This is a genomic window from Streptomyces griseorubiginosus (assembly GCF_036345115.1).
Classification (GTDB): Bacteria; Actinomycetota; Actinomycetes; order Streptomycetales; family Streptomycetaceae; genus Streptomyces; species Streptomyces griseorubiginosus_C.
Map to the genome: position 1 here is coordinate 4126769 of NZ_CP107766.1, position 18024 is coordinate 4144792.

The following is an 18024-nucleotide window of genomic DNA, read 5'->3' on the forward strand; positions in this document are numbered from 1 at the left end:
CAGGCCGGTCAGCGCGCCATGATGAGGCTCATCGCCTCGTTGCGGGTCGCCGCGTCCCGCAGCTGACCCCGGACGGCCGAGGTGAGCGTCTTGGCCCCGGGCTTGCGGATCCCCCGCATCGACATGCACATGTGCTCGCACTCCACGACGACGATCACCCCGCGCGGCTCCAGGATCTCCATCAGGGAGTCCGCTATCTGCGTGGTGAGTCGTTCCTGCACCTGCGGCCGACGGGCGTAGACGTCCACGAGCCGGGCCAGCTTCGACAGTCCCGTGATCTTGCCGCTGGTGGACGGGATGTACCCGACGTGGGCGACCCCCCGGAACGGCACGAGATGGTGCTCACAGGTCGAGTACACCTCGATGTCCTTCACGAGCACCATCTCGTCGTGCCCCAGGTCGAACGTCGTCGTCAGCACGTCCTCGGGCGTCTGCCACAGGCCCGCGAAGATCTCCTTGTACGCCCGCGCCACCCGAGCCGGTGTCTCCCGCAGGCCCTCGCGGTCCGGGTCCTCGCCGACCGCGATCAGGAGTTCGCGGACGGCGTTCTCGGCGCGCTTCTCGTCGAACTCGCCGATGGGGCCCTCGCCGTCCAGCGTCACGGGGTCGGTCATCTGGTGCCTCGTTCCTAGAAGTCCCTCACGGCCGAAAACGCCGCGCCCCCCAGGCTAAAACCTGGGGGGCGCGGCATCCATTCCGGGCCCGGTGAGCTCACCGGGGCGGTACGGGTGAGCGGGTCAGCTCTCCGGACGGTCCTCCGGGACCGCCTCGGTGGCCGGCTCCGACGCGGTGGCCTTGGCGGTGCTGATCGCCGGGGTCGCGCCGTTGGCGCCGTTCGTCAGTGCGAGCTCCTTGGGGGAGAGCACCGGCGGACGGGTGGAGGGCGTACGCCGGGAGGAGCCGGTCCAGGCCGGCCGCGGCGGACGCTTGACGATGGGGGCGAAGATCTCGGCGATCTCCTCCTTGCCCAGCGTCTCCTTCTCCAGGAGCTGGAGCACCAGGTTGTCGAGGACGTCGCGGTTCTCGACCAGGATCTCCCAGGCCTCGTTGTGCGCGTTCTCGATGAGCTTCTTGACCTCTTCGTCGACCAGCGCGGCGACCTCTTCCGAGTAGTCGCGCTGGTGAGCCATCTCACGTCCGAGGAACGGCTCGGTGTTGTCGCCGCCGAACTTGATGGCGCCGAGACGCTCGGTCATGCCGTACTGCGTGACCATCGCGCGGGCCGTGGCGGTGGCCTTCTCGATGTCGTTCGCGGCACCGGTGGTCGGGTCGTGGAAGACCAGTTCCTCGGCGGCGCGCCCGCCCAGCATGTAGGCGAGCTGGTCGAGCATCTCGTTGCGCGTGGTCGAGTACTTGTCCTCGTCCGGCAGGACCATCGTGTAGCCCAGAGCACGGCCTCGGGAGAGGATCGTGATCTTGTGGACCGGGTCGGAGTTGGGGGAAGCCGCCGCGACCAGGGCGTGTCCGCCCTCGTGGTACGCGGTGATCTTCTTCTCCTTGTCCGACATGATCCGGGTCCGCTTCTGCGGGCCCGCCACCACACGGTCGATCGCCTCGTCCAGCATGGAGTTGTCGATCAGCTTCTTGTCGCTGCGGGCGGTGAGCAGGGCGGCCTCGTTGAGGACGTTGCTCAGGTCCGCGCCGGTGAAGCCCGGCGTGCGACGCGCGACGGCCGACAGGTCGACGTCGGGCGCGACCGGCTTGCCCTTCTGGTGGACCTTGAGGATCTCCAGACGGCCCTGCATGTCCGGGCGGTCGACCGCGATCTGGCGGTCGAAGCGGCCGGGGCGCAGGAGGGCCGGGTCGAGGATGTCGGGCCGGTTCGTCGCGGCGATGAGGATCACGCCGCCCTTGACGTCGAAGCCGTCCATCTCGACGAGCAGCTGGTTCAGAGTCTGCTCGCGCTCGTCGTGACCGCCGCCGAGGCCGGCGCCGCGGTGGCGGCCGACCGCGTCGATCTCGTCGACGAAGACGATCGCCGGGGCGTTCGCCTTGGCCTGCTCGAACAGGTCACGGACCCGGGAGGCACCGACACCGACGAACATCTCGACGAAGTCGGAACCGGAGATCGAGTAGAAGGGGACACCGGCCTCGCCCGCGACGGCGCGCGCGAGCAGGGTCTTGCCGGTGCCGGGGGGGCCGTACAGCAGTACGCCCTTGGGGATCTTGGCCCCGACCGCCTGGAACTTCGCCGGTTCCTGGAGGAACTCCTTGATCTCCTGGAGCTCCTCGACGGCCTCGTCCGAGCCGGCGACGTCCGAGAACGTCGTCTTCGGGGTGTCCTTGGTGATGAGCTTCGCCTTGGACTTCCCGAAGTTCATGACCCGGGAGCCGCCGCCCTGCATCTGGTTCATCAGGAACAGGAAGACGACCACGATGAGGACGAAGGGGAGCAAGGAGAGCAGGATCCCGACGAAGGCGTTCTGCTTCGTCGGCGAGACGGTGTAACCGTCGGGGATCTGCTTGTCCTGGAACTTGTTCTGCAGCACATTGGCGAGGTCACGGCCCTGGTCGCCGATGTAGCTCGCCTGGATCTTCGAGCTGCCCTCGACCTTTTCGCCGTCCTTGAGTTCGACCTTGACGGTCTGCTCGTCGCCGGTGGTCAGTTTGGCCTGCTGGACCTTGTTGTCATTGATCGCCTGGACGACCTGGCCGGTGTCCACCGTCTTGTAGCCGCCGGACGAGCCGACGACCTGCATCAACACGACCACGGCAAGGACGGCCAGCACGATCCACATGACCGGCCCACGGAAGTATCGCTTCACGTCCATCCATACGGAGCGGTGCCGCCCCGTCCCTCCTGCCATAGTGAGTTTGATAAGACAGTTCTTCTGACGGTACCCCAGCATTGTGGGCCGAAGCCGCACAGGAGGGCTTCACGAACCGTCTGCATGCTCCAACGGCGCGAAACCCGCTGGGGTTCCCGATCGTCTTAGAGAGCTGGGGCCATCTGGCTCAGCCGCCGTAGACGTGGGGCGCGAGCGTACCGACGAACGGGAGGTTGCGGTACTTCTCGGCGTAGTCGAGACCGTAGCCGACGACGAACTCGTTGGGGATGTCGAAGCCGACCCATTCGACGTCGATGGCGACCTTGGCGGCGTCCGGCTTGCGCAGCAGGGTGCACACCTTGAGCGTCTCCGGCTCGCGGGAGCCGAGGTTGGACAGCAGCCAGGACAGCGTCAGGCCGGAGTCGATGATGTCCTCGACGATCAGGACGTGCCGTCCCTTGATGTCGGTGTCGAGGTCCTTGAGGATCCGCACCACGCCGGAGGACTGGGTGCCCGCGCCGTAGGAGGACACGGCCATCCAGTCCATGGTGACGGGGGTGGACAGCGCCCGGGCGAGGTCCGCCATGACCATCACCGCGCCCTTGAGGACGCCGACGATCAGCAGGTCCTTGCCCGCGTACTCCGCGTCGATCTTCGCGGCGAGCTCCACGAGCTTCGCGTCGATCTCTTCCTTGGTGATGAGTACCTCTTTGAGGTCGGCACCCATGTCTTTCGCGTCCACCCGCATCACTTTCGGTCGTCCCAGCGGCCGCCCAGCGCCCCCGGAGGGGAGCAAGGGTTCAGCCTTGCCGAATCACCAGTCTGCCACCCTGCCGCTGGGCGACGACTTTGCCCGGGAGATTGATGGCTCCCTGGCCGCGCCAGCCGGTGATCAGCCGGTCGATCTCCTCGATGTGGCGGGCGAAGAGCGAGCCGGCCGGGGCGCCCGCCTCGATGGCCGCCTGGCGGAGGATGCGGCGGCGTACGGCGGGCGGCAGGGCGTAGAGCTTGGCGCACTCCAGGAGGCCGGCGGCGTCACGTACGGAGGCCTCGGCCTGGCGGGCCCAGGTGTCGAGGGCGTCGGCGTCGTCGCGGGAGAGCTGGGCGGTACGGGCGAGTGCCTCGACGACTCCTTTGCCGAGCGCCTTCTCCAGGGCGGGCAGGCCCTCGTGGCGCAGCCGGGAGCGGGTGTAGGCGGGGTCGGCGTTGTGCGGGTCGTCCCAGACGGGCAGGGACTGGACCATGCAGGCCTTGCGGGCGGTCTGGCGGTCGAGTGCCAGGAAGGGGCGGCGGTAGCGGCGGGCGGCTCCGGGGCCCCCGGAGACGGCGGCCATGCCGGACAGCGAGCGGATGCCGGAGCCGCGGGCGAGGCCGAGCAGGACGGTCTCGGCCTGGTCGTCGCGGGTGTGGCCGAGCAGGACGGCGGTGGCGCCGTGGCGTTCGGCGGCGGCGTCGAGGGCGGCGTAGCGGGCGTCGCGGGCGGCGGCTTCGGGTCCGCCTTCGCGGCCGACGCTCACGGCGGTGGACTCGACGGGGTCCAGGCCGAGTTCGCGCAGGCGCAGGACGACTTCCTCGGCGCGCAGGTCGGAGCCGGGCTGAAGGCCGTGGTCGACGGTGACGCCGCCGGCGCGGATGCCGAGTTTGGGGGCCTCGAAGGCGAGGGCGGAGGCGAGGGCCATGGAGTCGGCCCCGCCGGAGCAGGCCACGAGCACGAGCGGCGACGGCGGGCGCCGGTGCGGGGCCTGCGCCGGGTACTCGGCGGAGGTGTGGTGTTCGTTGAGGAGGTCGTGGAGGACGCGGCGGACCGCCAGGCGTATCGCCGCGACCGCAGGATGGGGACCCATGTCCGGTTCCCTTCATGAAGTTTTCGGGGGGTGAGCCCGAGGTTCGGTCACTCAGAGTGTGTAGATGGTGACAGAACCGGGCCGTTCCCCGAGCATTGCACGCCTACCCATGGCTCACGGTCCCTCGGACGGGTGATTGAAGGGGCGTTCGCCTGCCGTCGGCCGGATTCCTCTCACCTCCCGGGCGCGTGGCTCACGACTCCGCTTTGCGGTGCACCCGCGCGACCCAGTCCGCCGGTTTGGCGATCTCCGATTTGGTGGGGAGGGTGTTCGGGGAGGTCCACACGCGGTTGAAGCCGTCCATGCCGACCTGGTCGACGACGGCCCGCACGAAGCGTTCGCCGTCGCGGTACTGGCGGAGTTTGGCGTCCAGGCCGAGGAGCTTGCGCAGGGCCATGTCCAGGCGGGAGGCGCCCTTGGCCCGCCGCTGCTGGAACTTCTCGCGGATCTCGGCGACGCTCGGCACGACGGCCGGTCCGACGCCGTCCATGACGAAGTCGGCGTGACCCTCCAGGAGGGACATCACGGCGGTGAGGCGGCCGAGGATCTCGCGCTGGGCGGGGGTCTGCACGATCTCCACGAGCGAGCGCCCGCCGTCCTCGTCCTCCTCGCCCTCGGGCCGTCCGCCGGCGAGGGACTGGGCGGCCTCGCGGATGCGTTCCAGGACGGTCATGGGGTCGACCTCGGTCTCCCCGAGGAACGACTGGATTTCGCCCTCCAGGTGGTCGCGCAGCCAGGGCACGGCGGTGAACTGGGTGCGGTGGGTCTCCTCGTGCAGGCAGACCCAGAGGCGGAAGTCGTGGGGCTGGACGTCGAGTTCGCGCTCCACGTGCACGATGTTCGGGGCGACCAGGAGCAGCCTGCCGCCGCCGTTCTCGCCGGCCGGGAGTTCGCGGGTGGCCGGGGCGAAGGTCTCGTACTGTCCGAGGACGCGGGACGACAGGAACGACAGCAGCATGCCGAGTTCGACGCCGGTCACCTTGCCGCCGACGGCGCCGAGGACCGCGCCGCCGGGGCTGTTGCCGCGTCGTTCCTGCATCTTCTCCAGGAGCGGTTTCAGGATCTCCCGGAACCCGGCGACGTTGGCCCGCACCCAGCCGGGGCGGTCGACGACGAGTACGGGAGTGTCGTGGATGTCGTCCGTCGCCATCCGGGTGAAGCCGCGGACGTGTTCCTCCGAGGCCTTGGCGTGCCGGCGCAGTTCCGCGACGACGGCCCGGGCCTCGTCACGGCTCACGTCGGGGCCCGGCCGTACGAGTCGGGTCGCGGTCGCCACCGCGAGATTCCAGTCGACCATCTCGGCACCACCGATGCTCGTCATGCGTCAACCGTACGTGAGCGTTACCGCTTGGGGCAGGCCGCGCGGGCGGACAGCCCGGGCGGCGGGTCAGCCGCAGCCGCAGGCCGCGAGCGCGGTGGCCGTGCGGTCGAGCGCGCTCTGCGCGGCCGCCGGGTCGGTGGTGTTCGAGGTCAGGAACGCGAAGGCGAGCAGCCGGCCGTCCCGGTCGACGACCGTCCCGGCCAGGGTGTTGACCCCGGTCAGGGTGCCCGTCTTGGCCCGTACGACGCCTGCCGCGCCGTCGGTGTAACGGCTGGTCAGAGTGCCGGTGAAGCCCGCCACGGGGAGGCCGGTGAGGACCGGGCGCAGTTCGGGGTGGGCCGGGTCGCCCGCCTTCACCAGGAGGGAGGTGAGCAGGTTCGCGGTGAGCCGGTCGGTGCGGTCGAGTCCGCTGCCGTCGTGGAAGTCGGCGCCGGCGAGCGGGAGTCCGAGGGTGTTCAGCCGGTCGCGGATGGCCTTGCCGCCGCCCTCGAAGTCGGCGCGCTGCTCGGCCGCCAGGGCGGTCTGGCGGGCGAGGGCCTCGGCGATGTCGTTGTCGCTGTTGGTCAGCATGCGTTCGACCAGGGCGGACAGGGGCGGTGAGGAGACCTCGGCGAGGATCTCGGCGCGGCCGGTGGCCTTGGAGGGGCCCGGGGAGGTGGTTTTGATGCCGTGGTCCGCGAGGAGGGTCGCGAAGGTGTGGGTCGCGGCAGTGGCCGGGTCCGTGGCGCGCGGTGCCGGTCCGCTGCTCGTGTCGTCGGTGCGGGCCTCGTCCGCCATCAGGGCGCTGACGGGGGCGAGGTTGTCGTTGACCCCGATCGGGTGGATCTCGGGGCCCGCGTAGAGGGTCTTGTCGTAGGAGAGCGTGACCTTGGTGATGTTGCGCTTCTTGAGGGCCGCGGCGGTGTCCTCGGCCAGGTCGCGCAGGCTCGCCCAGCCCCCGGCGTCCGGGCGGGCGGTGAGGGTGGGGTCGCCGCCGCCGACCAGGACGAGTTCCTTGGTGTCGGGTTCGAGGGCCGCGCGGGTGGTGAGGCGGTGGTCGGCGCCGAGGGCGGACAGGGCGGCGACGGCGGTGGCGATCTTCGTGGTGGAGGCGGGGGTCAGCGCGGTGCCGGCGCTGGTGCCGTAGAGCCGTTTGCCGCTGGTCACGTCCACGACGGCGGCGGTGTGGCGGGTGCCGAGGGCCGGGTTGCCGAGGAGCGGGCCGAGGACGGCGGCCAGGGCCTTGCCGGTCGGCGCGGACTTCACGGTCACTCCCGTGCCGCCCAGGCCGATGAGCACGGACGGGGCGCTCGGGGCGGGCCGGGGTCCGGCGGCGGCCGTACCGGAGCCGCCTTCGTGATCTGTGCCACCCGGTCGCTCCAGTGCGACCGGGCGGTCCCGCTCGGCCGTACGCTGACCCGAGGAGTCCCACGGACCGGCGGCTGTCGCGACGGTGGCGGCCAGCGCCAGACCGGCGCCGGCGGCACCCGCGGTGTACTGCCAGGTCTTGACGGTCTTCGGCCTGGACACCCTGGCAAGCCGTGTGACCTGCGGCTTCACGGCGGCGGCGGTTCGTGCGAGAGACGGCCGTACGGCGCCCGCGGCCCGGGTCAGACCTGGGCGTACGGCGTCCGCGGCGCGTGCCAGACGCGGTCGTACGGCGTTCGCGGCCCGCACCACATGCGGTCTCGCGGTCCGCCAAAGCCTCGGTTCAGGCACGACCAACAGCCCCTTTCGCGATCACACACCTGCGTGAGGGACACTTAACCACCAGAACTATGTGTTGATCATGGAGGAGCCACCGGTGGAGTTCGACGTCACGATCGAGATCCCGAAGGGTTCGCGGAACAAGTACGAGGTGGACCACGAGACCGGTCGGATCCGCCTGGACCGTCGACTCTTCACCTCGACCGCCTACCCGACCGACTACGGCTTCGTCGAGAACACCCTCGGCGAGGACGGCGACCCGCTGGACGCGCTGGTCATTCTTGACGAGCCGACGTTCCCGGGCTGCCTCATCAAGTGCCGTGCGATCGGCATGTTCCGCATGACGGACGAGGCCGGCGGCGACGACAAGCTGCTGTGCGTCCCGGCGACGGACCCGCGCGTCGAGCACCTGCGCGACATCCACCACGTCTCCGAGTTCGACCGCCTGGAGATCCAGCACTTCTTCGAGGTCTACAAGGACCTGGAGCCCGGCAAGTCCGTCGAGGGCGCCGACTGGGTCGGCCGCGTCGACGCCGAGGCCGAGATCGAGCGGTCCTACAAGCGCTTCAAGGACCAGGGCGGCCACTGAGCCCTGTGTCACGGACGGGCCGCACGCGCACGCGTGCGGCCCGTTGGTGTGCCCGCGCATACTGAGGCTTACGGAATGTGTCGTTCAGGGAGCGTTACGGAGTGACGGAGGCGGAGCACCGCAAGCCGCAGTCGGACGAGGCCAGGAGTTCCTACGACTCCGAGATCACGTCCGAGTTCGCCCTTCCCGACGGGCTCGCGATGCCGAGAACCGCCGGCGGCGAGCCGGAGACCACCTCCGAGTTCGCGCTGCCGAAGGGGCTGGACGTCCCGCAGCCGCCGACCGTGGAGCCGGAGGGGTCGGCGTTCAGCACGCCGCGCACCTACAGCGCGAAGGACGCGCCGCCCGCGTTCACCCCGCCCAACGGCATACCGGTGGTCAGCCTCACCAAGGACGTGCCCTGGCAGGACCGGATGCGCACGATGCTGCGGATGCCGGTGGCCGAGCGGCCCGCGCCGGAGCCGGCCGCGAAGGCGGAGGACGAGTCCGGTCCGGCCGTACCGCGCGTGCTCGACCTGACGCTGCGTATCGGGGAGCTGCTGCTCGCGGGCGGTGAGGGCGCCGAGGACGTGGAGGCGGCGATGTTCGCCGTGTGCCGGTCGTTCGGGCTGGACCGCTGCGAGCCGAACGTCACCTTCACGCTGCTGTCGATCTCGTACCAGCCCTCGCTCGTGGACGACCCCGTGACGGCGTCCAGGACCGTGCGGCGGCGCGGCACCGACTACACGCGCCTCGCGGCCGTCTTCCAGCTCGTGGACGACCTCAGCGACCCCGAGGCGGCCATGACGCTGGAGGAGGCCTACCGGCGGCTCGCCGAGATCCGGCGCAACCGGCACCCGTATCCGACCTGGGTGCTCACCTCGGCGAGCGGGCTGCTCGCGGGCGCGGCCTCCGTGCTCGTCGGCGGTGACCTGGTGGTGTTCGTCGCGGCCATGCTGGGCGCGATGCTCGGCGACCGGCTGGCGTGGCTGTGCGCGGGGCGGGGGCTGCCGGAGTTCTACCAGTTCACGGTCGCCGCGATGCCGCCGGCCGCGATCGGGATCGCCCTGACCCTGGCCGACGTCGACGTGAAGGCGTCCGCGGTCATCACCGGTGGGCTGTTCGCGCTGCTGCCCGGGCGGGCGCTGGTGGCGGGCGTCCAGGACGGGCTGACCGGGTTCTACATCACCGCGTCGGCCCGCCTGCTGGAGGTCATGTACTTCTTCGTGGGCATCGTCGTGGGCGTGCTGGTGATGCTCTACGTCGGTGTGCAGCTGGGGGCGCATCTCAACCCGGACGAGGCGCTGTCCACGGATCCGCGGCCGCTGTGGCAGACCGCCGCGTCGATGCTGCTGTCGCTGACCTTCGCCGTACTGCTCCAGCAGGAACGATCCACCGTGCTCGCGGTGACGCTGAACGGTGGCGTCGCCTGGTGTGTGTACGGCGCGATGCACTACACCGCCGATTTCTCCCCGGTCGCCTCCACGGCCGTCGCCGCGGGGCTCGTGGGGCTGTTCGGGCAGCTGCTGTCCCGGTTCCGGTTCGCCTCCGCGCTGCCGTACACGACCGCGGCGATCGGGCCGCTGCTGCCGGGTTCGGCGACGTACTTCGGGCTGCTGTCGATCGCTCAGAACCATGTCGACGAAGGGCTGGTGTCGCTGTCGAAGGCGGCGGCGCTCGCCATGGCCATCGCGATCGGGGTCAACCTGGGTTCGGAGATCTCGCGGCTGTTCCTGCGGGTGGGTTCCGCGGGCAAACGGAGGGCCGCGAAGAGGACGCGGGGCTTCTGACCCGGCCTTCAGTAACCCTGGTTGTAGGGGTCCTGCTGGTTCTGCCCGCCGTACTGCTGCCCGTTGCCGTAGTGCTGCGGGTACTGCTGGGCGTACGGCTGCTGCGGCTGCTGGTGGTACGGCTGCTGTTGCTGCGGCTGCTGGCCGTAGTACTGGTCGTAGCCGTTCTGCTGCTGCGGGGGCTGGGGCGGCTGCTGCTGGTCGTGGGACGGGATGCGGCGGAGCTGGGTCGTCGCGTCGTCCATCTGGGGCTGGTACTGCTGCTGGGCCGGGGCCGCCGGGGCCTGGGCCGCCGCCCGCTTCTTCTTCCCGCGCTCGCGCAGGTACTCGATGATGATCGGGACCACCGAGACCAGGACGATCAGGACCAGGATCGCCTCGACGTTCTTCTTGATGACGTCGATCTGGCCCAGCCAGTAGCCGGCCAGGGTGACGCCGGTGCCCCAGGCCACGCCGCCGATGATGTTGTACGTCAGGAAGGTGCGGTACTTCATCCGGCCGGCGCCCGCCACGATGGGGGCGAAGGTCCGCACGATCGGCACGAAGCGGGCCAGGACGATGGCCTTGGGGCCGAACTTCTCCATGAACTCGTGGGCCTTGTCCAGGTTCTCCTGTTTGAAGAGCTTGGAGTTGGGCCGGCTGAAGAGCCTCGGGCCGAAGAACTTGCCGATCATGTAGCCGACCTGGTCGCCGAGGACCGCGGCCGCCACGATGAGCGTGCACACCAGCCACAGGGGCTGGCTGATGAAGTTCCCCTCGGCCACGAAGAGACCCGCCGTGAACAGCAGGGAGTCGCCCGGCAGGAACGCGAAGAGCCCCGACTCGGCGAAGACGATCAGCAGGATGCCTGGCAGGCTGAACGTCTCGATCAGATAGTCGGGACTGATCCACTCGGGGCCGAGCGCGAGCATGGTCACGGGATTGTGGCTCCTGCTGGTGGGGCGGGCGGGGCTGGCTGCCCAAAAGTATCAACGCAGCCGTCGGGACCCAGGTTCCATGGGGCACCCCAGGATGCACTGTGCGCCGTCCGGGACAAAGCTGTGAGCCATGGGTATTGACGAATACGGCGGCGGCCAGGGGCCCCAGCCCGATGTGCTCGTGGTGACCACCAACGACGTTCCCGGCCACCAGGTCCAGGAGGTGCTGGGCGAGGTGTTCGGGTTGACCGTGCGCTCCCGGCACCTCGGCAGCCAGATCGGCGCGGGGCTGAAGTCGATGATCGGCGGTGAGCTCAGGGGGCTCACGAAGACGCTGGTGCAGACCCGCAACCAGGCGATGGAGCGGCTCGTCGAGCAGGCACGCGCGCGTGGCGCCAACGCGGTGCTCGCGTTCCGGTTCGACGTGACGGAGGCGGCGGACGTGGGGACGGAGGTGTGCGCCTACGGCACGGCCGTGGTCGTGACCCGGGAGTAGACCCGGGTCACGACCTCTAGGAGGCGTGCCGGGCCGCGTTGGCCCTGATCGCGTCCCTCAGGTGTTCGGCGAGGCCTTCGCGCATGGAGTCGTAGAACGCCTTGAAACGCTCGTCCGAGACGTACATCTCGGCCAGACCGAGGTGCGTCTCGTACGGGCAGTCGTAGAACCAGCCGCAGATGTGCTGCCGGTGCTCCTCGGCCATGTCCATGGCCGCCTTCGAGGTCGGGGGGTCACCGGCGGCCATCAGGGCGTCGTAGCGCTCGCCCCAGTCGGCCACCTCGGCCTGCATGCGTTTCCAGTCGTCCTTGGTGTAGCGCGCGGCGCGGCGCTGGGACTCGGCGTACGCCTCGGTGCCGCCCCAGCGCTGTTCGGCCTCCTCGGCGTACTGCTCGGGATCCTTGTCGCCGAACACCTCGAACCTCTCCTCCGGGGTCAGGTTGATGCCCATCGTGCGTGCCTCCATGGCGTGTTCGACGGCCGCCGCCATCTTCTGGAGCTTCTCGATCCGGGCGGTCAGCAGTTCGTGCTGGCGGCGCAGGTGCGCGCGCGGGTCCGCGGCCGGGTCGTCGAGCAGGGCGGCGACCTCCTCGAGCGGGAAGCCGAGCTCGCGGTAGAACAGGATCTGCTGCAACCGGTCGAGGTCCTGGTCGCCGTAGCGCCGGTGACCCGCGTGGCTGCGCTCGCCGGGCACGAGCAGGCCGATGTCGTCGTAGTGGTGCAGGGTGCGCACCGTCACGCCGGCGAAGCCCGCGACCTGTCCCACGGAGTAGCTCACTTCGTCCGCTCCCTTCTCGGTACGCGCTCCACGGTGGCTCCTCACGCCGCGTGAGGTGCAAGCCCGGCAGGGACATCTCCAGATGTCATGCCCGTTTTGTCCGCTTATCGTGAGCCCGTGGCCCAGGACACCGCGCAGCAGGCACCCGCCGCCCCGGCGACCCCGGCGCGCGCCCTGCTGCCGTTGATCCTGCCCGCCCTGCTGGTCGGCGTGGCCGCGAGTCTGCTGCTGGTCGGGGTGAGCGCGGCGGCGGAGCAGCTCGAACACGTGCTGTGGCGGAACCTGCCCGACGCACTGGGCGTGGGCCGGTACTCCGTGCTGTGGATGCTCCTCGTGCTCACGGCGACGGGGGTGGCCGTGGGCCTGGTGGTGTGGAAGGTGCCCGGGCACGCCGGGCCCGATCCGGCCACCATGGGGCTGAACGCCCCCGTGCTGCCGCCCGCCGTGCTGCCGGGACTGGTCCTCGCGACCGCGCTGATGCTCGCGGGCGGCCCGAGCCTGGGCCCCGAGAACCCGCTGATCGCGGTGAACGTGGCGCTCGCCTTCTGGGCGGGGTGCCGACTGGTCCCGCGGATGCCGCGCGGGCTGTGGCCTGCGCTGGCGGAGGCGGGCACGATCGGCGCGCTGTTCGGGACGCCGGTGGCGGCGGCGCTGGTGATCTCCGAGGCGCTGGCCGGGCGGCAGGTCAGGGGCGCGCTGTGGGACAACGTGTTCGGGCCGTTGGTGGCGGCCACGGCCGGCGCGCTGACGATCACCCTGGTGGCCGAACCGAGTTTCGACCTGCATCTGCCCGCCTTCGGTCAGCCCGGCTGGGGCGACCTGCTGGCGATGCTGGTGGTCGCGTCCGCGGCGGCGCTGCTCGGGATGGCGGCCGTGCTCGCCCTGCCGTACGTCCACGGCGCCTTCGTACGGCTGCGGCACCCGATGCTGGCGCTGCCCGCCGGCGGGCTCGTCCTGGGCCTGCTGGCGGCCGTGGGGGGCCATCTGACGCTCTTCAAGGGGCTGGACGAGATCGGTGAGCTGGCGGCGGCCCCGGAGGGCTGGTCGGCCGGGGAGTTCGCCACCATGGCGGTGGTGAAGCTGGCCGCGCTGCTCGTCGCCGCCTCCTGCGGCTTCCGGGGCGGGCGGATCTTCCCGGCCGTCTTCGTGGGCGTCGCCTTCGGGCTGTGCGCCCATGCGCTCGTGGACTCCGTGCACCCCGCCCTCGGCGTGGCGGCCGGGGTGCTCGGCGTGCTGCTCGCCGTCACCCGGCAGGCCTGGGTGAGCCTGTTCACCGCCGCCGTACTGGTGGCCTCACCCGCGATCCTCGCGCTGCTGTGCATCGGCTCCCTCACGGCCTGGCTGCTGGTGACGGGGCGGCCGCAGATGCAGTTGCGCGCGGACGGAACCCCCATCCGCTGACCCACGTTGATCCCTACAGGAGGCACGCCCATGCCACTGCACCAAGGGCCCGAGAAGCCCGACGAGCGCCCGATGTCCGTCAATCCCTTCTACGGCGTGGCCGATCCGGTCGGCGGGATGGCCGAGGCCCCGCCCAAGCACCGGCTCCCCACCGCCCCGATGCCCCCGGCGACCGCCCACCAGCTGGTCCGCGACGAGCTGATGCTGGACGGCAACTCCCGCCTGAACCTGGCCACCTTCGTCACGACCTGGATGGAACCGCAGGCCGGGATCCTGATGGCGGAGTGCCGCGACAAGAACATGATCGACAAGGACGAGTACCCGCGCACCGCCGAGCTGGAGCGGCGCTGCGTGGCGATGCTCGCCGACCTGTGGAACGCGCCGGATCCCTCGGCCGCGGTGGGCTGTTCGACGACCGGCTCCAGCGAGGCGTGCATGCTCGCGGGGATGGCGCTGAAGAGGCGCTGGGCCCGGCGCAACGCCGACCGCTACCCGGGGGCGCGACCGAACCTGGTCATGGGGGTCAACGTCCAGGTGTGCTGGGAGAAGTTCTGCAACTTCTGGGAGGTGGAGGCCCGGCTGGTGCCCATGGAGGGCGACCGCTTCCACCTCGACCCGCAGGCCGCGGCCGAGCTGTGCGACGAGAACACCATCGGGGTCGTCGGCATCCTCGGCTCCACCTTCGACGGCTCCTACGAGCCGATCGCGGACCTCTGCGCAGCACTCGACCAGCTCCAGGACCGCACCGGCCTGGACGTCCCCGTGCACGTCGACGGGGCGTCCGGCGCCATGGTCGCGCCCTTCCTCGACGAGGACCTGGTGTGGGACTTCCGGCTGCCGCGCGTGGCGTCGATCAACACCTCCGGTCACAAGTACGGGCTGGTCTACCCCGGGGTCGGCTGGGCGCTGTGGCGGGACGCGGAGGCCCTGCCCGAGGAGCTCGTCTTCCGCGTGAACTACCTGGGCGGCGACATGCCGACCTTCGCCCTCAACTTCTCCCGCCCCGGCGCGCAGGTGGTCGCGCAGTACTACACCTTCCTCCGGCTGGGCCGCGAGGGGTACCGGGCCGTACAGCAGTCCACCCGGGACGTGGCCCGCAGTGTCGCCGAACGCGTGGCGGCGCTCGGCGACTTCCGGCTGCTGACCCGGGGCGACGAACTCCCCGTGTTCGCCTTCACCACGGCACCGGACGTCGAGGCGTACGACGTCTTCGACGTGTCGCGGCGGCTGCGCGAGCGCGGCTGGCTGGTCCCCGCGTACACCTTCCCGCCGAACCGCGAGGACCTGTCCGTGCTCAGAGTCGTCTGCCGCAACGGCTTCTCGGCCGACCTCGCCGACCTGTTCGTGGACGACCTGACCCAACTGCTCCCCGAACTCCGCTGCCAGCCGCACCCGTACACGCAGGACAAGGGGGCGGCGACGGGCTTCCACCACTAGGAACGCCCCGAGGTCCGCACCGGGACCTAACGGCTCAGCCGCGTGAACCTCCTGACGGCCAGGGGGAAGAACACCGCCAGGAGGGCCAGCGGCCATGCGATCGCCGCCCACACGTGCCCCGGTTCGCCGCCGGGGCCGCCCACCAGGTCGCGTACCGCTGTCGCCGTGTGGGACAGGGGGTTCCACTCGACGGCCGTGCCCAGCCAGCCGGGCATGGAGTCGGGGGTGGCGAAGGCGTTGGAGAGGAAGCCGACCGGCCAGACCAGGATCTGCACCGCCTGGACCATCTCCGGCCTGCCCGCGACCATGGCCAGGTGGATGCCGATCCACAGCATGGCGAACCGGAAGAGCAGCAACAGGCCCACCGCCGCGAGGAGTCCGCCGACGCCTCCGTGGGTCCGCCAGCCGATCGCGTGGCCGACGCCGATCATCGCGGTCAGGCTCAGCGCGGACTGGAGCATGTCGGCGGCCGAACGGCCCACCAGGACCGCCCCGTTGGCCATCGGCATGGACCGGAAGCGGTCGATCACGCCCTTGTTGAGGTCCTGGGTGACGGCGATCATGGTCGCCTCCAGCCCGAACGCCATGGTCAGCGCGAGCATCCCGGGGACCAGATAGTCGACGTAGTCCCCCTCCACACCCCGCCCGCCGCCGACGAGGTAGCCGAACATCACCAGCAGCATCACCGGGAAGACGAGCCCGACGACGACCCGCACCGGCTGCCGTGCCCAGTGGGCGAGTTCACGCCGGGTCATGGTCCAGGAATCGGTCAGCGCGTAGGTGCTCACACGGCCTCCTTCACTCGGTTCTGGTCGCCGGTGAGGTGCAGGAACACCTCGTCCAGCGTGGGCCGGCGCAGCACCACGTCCTCCGCCTCGATCCCGGCCGCCTCCAGAGCCCGTACGACACCGGAGAGCGCCGCCATCCGGTCGGTGACCGGGGCGCTGAGCAGCCGACGGTCGGCGTCGACGGAGACCGTGGCCGCGTCGAGCGGCAACAGGGCGACCGCCGCGCCCAGTTGACCCGCGTCGCGCAGGACGACGTCGATGCGGTCGCCGCCGGTGCGGGCCTTGAGCTCGTCCGCGGTGCCGTCGGCGACGACCCGGCCGCCGTCGACGAGGGAGATGCGGTCGGCGAGCTGGTCGGCCTCCTCCAGGTACTGGGTGGTCAGCAGGACCGTCGTGCCGCCGCCGGCCAGGGAGCGGACCGCGGCCCAGACCTCGGCGCGGCCGCGCGGGTCGAGGCCGGTGGTGGGTTCGTCCAGGAACAGCACCTCCGGGTCACGGATCAGGGAGGCCGCGAGGTCCAGTCGGCGCCGCATACCGCCGCTGTAGGCGCGGACCGGCTTGCGGCCGGTGTCGGCGAGCCCGAAGCGCTCCAGGAGCTCGTCGGCACGCAGGCGCGCGTGGCGGGCGCCCAGGTGGTGGAGGCGGCCGAACATCTCCAGGTTCTGGTGGCCGCCGAGTTCCTCGTCGAGGGCCGCGTGCTGGCCGAGCAGGCCGATGCGCAGCCGTACCTCGTAGGCCTGGCGCACCACGTCGTGGCCCGCCACCTCGGCGCGGCCCCCGTCCGGCCGCAGCAGCGTGGCCAGGACACGGACCAGGGTCGTCTTGCCGGCTCCGTTCGGGCCGAGCACGCCGTGGACGCTGCCGGGCGCGATCCGCAGATCGAGCCCGTCCAGGGCGTCCTTGTCGCCGTAGCGCTTGCGCAGGCCTTCCGCGACGATCGCGTCGGTCATCGGGCTCCCCTCCGGAATCAGCCTGTAGTCAAACTTGACTACAGCTCCAAAGTAATGCCCGCACTCGGACTCGTCAAACTTGATTAGCGGGCGTCCTCCGGGTGCCGCTCCCCCGTCGCGTACGGGTTCTCCTCACCCTCGGCGAGGACGCCGACGAACGGCTCGCCCTCGCCGGCGAAGGTGTACGCCCCGCCCTCGATCCGGGCGATGAGCCCCTGGGTCCACTCGGCCTCGGCGTCGGCCGTGTGGATCCAGAGGTTCATGATCTCGCCGATGTGACCGAGCTGTTCGGGACCGTCCTCGGGCACGTAGTGCTCGAGGACGGCGGAGCGCCACTCGTCGATGCGCCGGACGCGCTCCTCGAGAAGGGCGACCGCCTCGGCGCGTGGCAGGTCGACCATGAAGCCGATGGCCGCCGACTTGATGTCCATCTTCTGGTCGTAGGAGGTCAGCGCCTCGCGCACCAGCCGCAGGAACTCCTCGGTGCCCAGGTCGGTGATCTCGTACTCGGTGCGCGGCGGGCCGCCGGCCGTGGAGGGTGCGATCTCGTGCGCGTGCAGCAGCCCCTGCTTCGCCATCTGCTTCAGGGCGTGGTAGATCGAGCCGGGCTTGGCGTTGGACCACTCGTGCGCGCCCCAGTACTCCAGGTCGTTGCGCACCTGGTAGCCATGGGCCCGCCCGTGCTGGCGCACCGCGCCCAGCACGAGGAGACGGATGCTTGACATGCGGTCCAGGTTATGGCCTCACCCTTGGGCGAGGGCCACCAGCTCGAACGCGGTCTTCCCGTCCAGGGACTCCCGGATGATGTCGGCGTGGCCCGCGTGCCGGGCCGTCTCGCGGATCAGGTGCAGGAGCACCCAGCGCACGGAGACCCGGCCCCCCGGCGGGAACCAGGGCTGGTCCGGCAGCGGGAAGGTCTCGTCGAGGCTCGGCACCGACCGGGCGAACGCCTCCGTCTCGGCGGCGACCTTCTCCCAGTACGCCAGCTGCGACGCCACGGTCTCGTCACCGACCAGCGCGAAACACTCGTGCCAGTTCGACGGCTCCCGCTGTACGGCCGGCTCCTCGCCCCTGGCCCGGGCGATCCAGCTCTGCTCGACCTCGGCGACATGCTTGACCAGCCCGGCCAGGGAGAGCTCGCTCGCGCTGGGCCTGCTGGACGCCTGCTCGTCGGTCAGCCCGAGCACCGCGCGCCGGATGCCGCCGCGCTGCTCCTCCAGGAAGGACAGAAGCGCGCCGCGCTCGTCGCCGTACTCCTCCGCGGGAACGTGCATGACCAT

17 protein-coding genes are annotated in these 18024 nt (G+C 70.7%); 5 read left to right on the forward strand and 12 right to left on the reverse strand.

Annotated features, from left to right (window positions below; all coding sequences use genetic code 11):
- Window positions 1-8: 8 nt before the first annotated feature.
- The 6 genes from folE to dacB all read right to left on the reverse strand — a co-directional run bounded on the left by folE (window position 9) and on the right by dacB (window position 7637).
- On the reverse strand, window positions 9-614 hold the full coding sequence (folE, locus tag OHN19_RS18535; RefSeq protein ID WP_330265246.1) for a GTP cyclohydrolase I FolE: 606 nt from the start codon (window positions 612-614) through the stop codon (window positions 9-11).
- Between the two features lie 123 nt (window positions 615-737).
- Window positions 738-2771 carry an ATP-dependent zinc metalloprotease FtsH gene (gene ftsH / locus OHN19_RS18540; protein ID WP_330265247.1) on the reverse strand — a complete coding sequence of 678 codons (2034 nt, stop codon included), beginning with the start codon at window positions 2769-2771 and terminating at the stop codon, window positions 738-740.
- A gap of 184 nt (window positions 2772-2955) precedes the next feature.
- A complete protein-coding gene (hpt, locus tag OHN19_RS18545; protein WP_037717579.1) occupies window positions 2956-3516 on the reverse strand; it encodes a hypoxanthine phosphoribosyltransferase in 561 nt (186 codons plus the stop codon).
- A gap of 52 nt (window positions 3517-3568) precedes the next feature.
- A complete protein-coding gene (tilS, locus tag OHN19_RS18550) occupies window positions 3569-4612 on the reverse strand; it encodes a tRNA lysidine(34) synthetase TilS (RefSeq protein WP_330265248.1) in 1044 nt (347 codons plus the stop codon).
- A 193-nt stretch (window positions 4613-4805) separates the two neighbouring features.
- Window positions 4806-5933: a zinc-dependent metalloprotease gene (locus tag OHN19_RS18555; protein ID WP_330265249.1), complete on the reverse strand. Its 1128-nt coding sequence runs from the start codon at window positions 5931-5933 to the stop codon at window positions 4806-4808.
- Between the two features lie 66 nt (window positions 5934-5999).
- A complete protein-coding gene (gene dacB, locus OHN19_RS18560; protein ID WP_330265250.1) occupies window positions 6000-7637 on the reverse strand; it encodes a D-alanyl-D-alanine carboxypeptidase/D-alanyl-D-alanine-endopeptidase in 1638 nt (545 codons plus the stop codon).
- Between the two features lie 79 nt (window positions 7638-7716).
- Here dacB and OHN19_RS18565 point away from each other — a divergent pair, with 79 nt between their 5' ends.
- Window positions 7717-8208, forward strand: a complete 492-nt coding sequence (locus tag OHN19_RS18565) for an inorganic diphosphatase (RefSeq protein WP_007383738.1) — start codon at window positions 7717-7719, stop codon at window positions 8206-8208.
- A 101-nt stretch (window positions 8209-8309) separates the two neighbouring features.
- Complete coding sequence (locus OHN19_RS18570; protein ID WP_330265251.1) at window positions 8310-9977, forward strand: threonine/serine ThrE exporter family protein; 1668 nt, start codon at window positions 8310-8312, stop codon at window positions 9975-9977.
- 8 nt (window positions 9978-9985) lie between these two features.
- Here OHN19_RS18570 and OHN19_RS18575 read toward each other — a convergent pair whose 3' ends face one another.
- Window positions 9986-10894 (reverse strand): DedA family protein, encoded by a 909-nt coding sequence (locus OHN19_RS18575; protein ID WP_330265252.1) that lies wholly within the window; start codon window positions 10892-10894, stop codon window positions 9986-9988.
- 130 nt (window positions 10895-11024) lie between these two features.
- Here OHN19_RS18575 and OHN19_RS18580 point away from each other — a divergent pair, with 130 nt between their 5' ends.
- Window positions 11025-11390, forward strand: a complete 366-nt coding sequence (locus OHN19_RS18580; RefSeq protein ID WP_330265253.1) for a YbjQ family protein — start codon at window positions 11025-11027, stop codon at window positions 11388-11390.
- Between the two features lie 16 nt (window positions 11391-11406).
- Here OHN19_RS18580 and OHN19_RS18585 read toward each other — a convergent pair whose 3' ends face one another.
- Window positions 11407-12168: a MerR family transcriptional regulator gene (locus OHN19_RS18585; RefSeq protein WP_330265254.1), complete on the reverse strand. Its 762-nt coding sequence runs from the start codon at window positions 12166-12168 to the stop codon at window positions 11407-11409.
- A gap of 117 nt (window positions 12169-12285) precedes the next feature.
- On the opposite strand from OHN19_RS18585, the gene OHN19_RS18590 reads away from it, so the two are divergent.
- Window positions 12286-13569 carry an ion channel protein gene (locus OHN19_RS18590; RefSeq protein ID WP_330265255.1) on the forward strand — a complete coding sequence of 428 codons (1284 nt, stop codon included), beginning with the start codon at window positions 12286-12288 and terminating at the stop codon, window positions 13567-13569.
- Between the two features lie 30 nt (window positions 13570-13599).
- Window positions 13600-15006 (forward strand): glutamate decarboxylase, encoded by a 1407-nt coding sequence (locus tag OHN19_RS18595; protein WP_330265256.1) that lies wholly within the window; start codon window positions 13600-13602, stop codon window positions 15004-15006.
- Window positions 15007-15032: 26 nt separating this feature from the next.
- Here OHN19_RS18595 and OHN19_RS18600 read toward each other — a convergent pair whose 3' ends face one another.
- From OHN19_RS18600 to OHN19_RS18615, 4 genes are all read right to left on the reverse strand, one after another.
- Window positions 15033-15794, reverse strand: coding sequence for an ABC transporter permease (locus OHN19_RS18600; RefSeq protein ID WP_330265257.1), 762 nt, complete (start codon window positions 15792-15794; stop codon window positions 15033-15035).
- Window positions 15791-16744 carry an ATP-binding cassette domain-containing protein gene (locus OHN19_RS18605; RefSeq protein WP_330265258.1) on the reverse strand — a complete coding sequence of 318 codons (954 nt, stop codon included), beginning with the start codon at window positions 16742-16744 and terminating at the stop codon, window positions 15791-15793. The genes OHN19_RS18600 and OHN19_RS18605 overlap by 4 nt, the downstream gene beginning before the upstream one ends.
- Before the next feature lie 83 nt (window positions 16745-16827).
- The gene (locus tag OHN19_RS18610; protein ID WP_330265259.1) at window positions 16828-17469 is read right to left on the reverse strand and encodes a PadR family transcriptional regulator; all 642 of its coding nucleotides are present in this window, start codon (window positions 17467-17469) and stop codon (window positions 16828-16830) included.
- Window positions 17470-17487: 18 nt separating this feature from the next.
- Window positions 17488-18024 carry a DinB family protein gene (locus OHN19_RS18615; RefSeq protein ID WP_330265260.1) on the reverse strand — a complete coding sequence of 179 codons (537 nt, stop codon included), beginning with the start codon at window positions 18022-18024 and terminating at the stop codon, window positions 17488-17490.

Coding starts and splice junctions, on each gene's coding strand:
- folE (WP_330265246.1), bottom strand. CDS start 614: ATGACCGACCCCGTGACGCTGGACGGCGAGGGCCCCATCGGCGAGTTC.
- ftsH (WP_330265247.1), bottom strand. CDS start 2,771: ATGGACGTGAAGCGATACTTCCGTGGGCCGGTCATGTGGATCGTGCTG.
- hpt (WP_037717579.1), bottom strand. CDS start 3,516: ATGCGGGTGGACGCGAAAGACATGGGTGCCGACCTCAAAGAGGTACTC.
- tilS (WP_330265248.1), bottom strand. CDS start 4,612: ATGGGTCCCCATCCTGCGGTCGCGGCGATACGCCTGGCGGTCCGCCGC.
- OHN19_RS18555 (WP_330265249.1), bottom strand. CDS start 5,933: ATGACGAGCATCGGTGGTGCCGAGATGGTCGACTGGAATCTCGCGGTG.
- OHN19_RS18580 (WP_330265253.1), top strand. CDS start 11,025: ATGGGTATTGACGAATACGGCGGCGGCCAGGGGCCCCAGCCCGATGTG.
- OHN19_RS18595 (WP_330265256.1), top strand. CDS start 13,600: ATGCCACTGCACCAAGGGCCCGAGAAGCCCGACGAGCGCCCGATGTCC.
- OHN19_RS18605 (WP_330265258.1), bottom strand. CDS start 16,744: ATGACCGACGCGATCGTCGCGGAAGGCCTGCGCAAGCGCTACGGCGAC.
- OHN19_RS18610 (WP_330265259.1), bottom strand. CDS start 17,469: ATGTCAAGCATCCGTCTCCTCGTGCTGGGCGCGGTGCGCCAGCACGGG.
- OHN19_RS18615 (WP_330265260.1), bottom strand. CDS start 18,024: ATGGTCATGCACGTTCCCGCGGAGGAGTACGGCGACGAGCGCGGCGCG.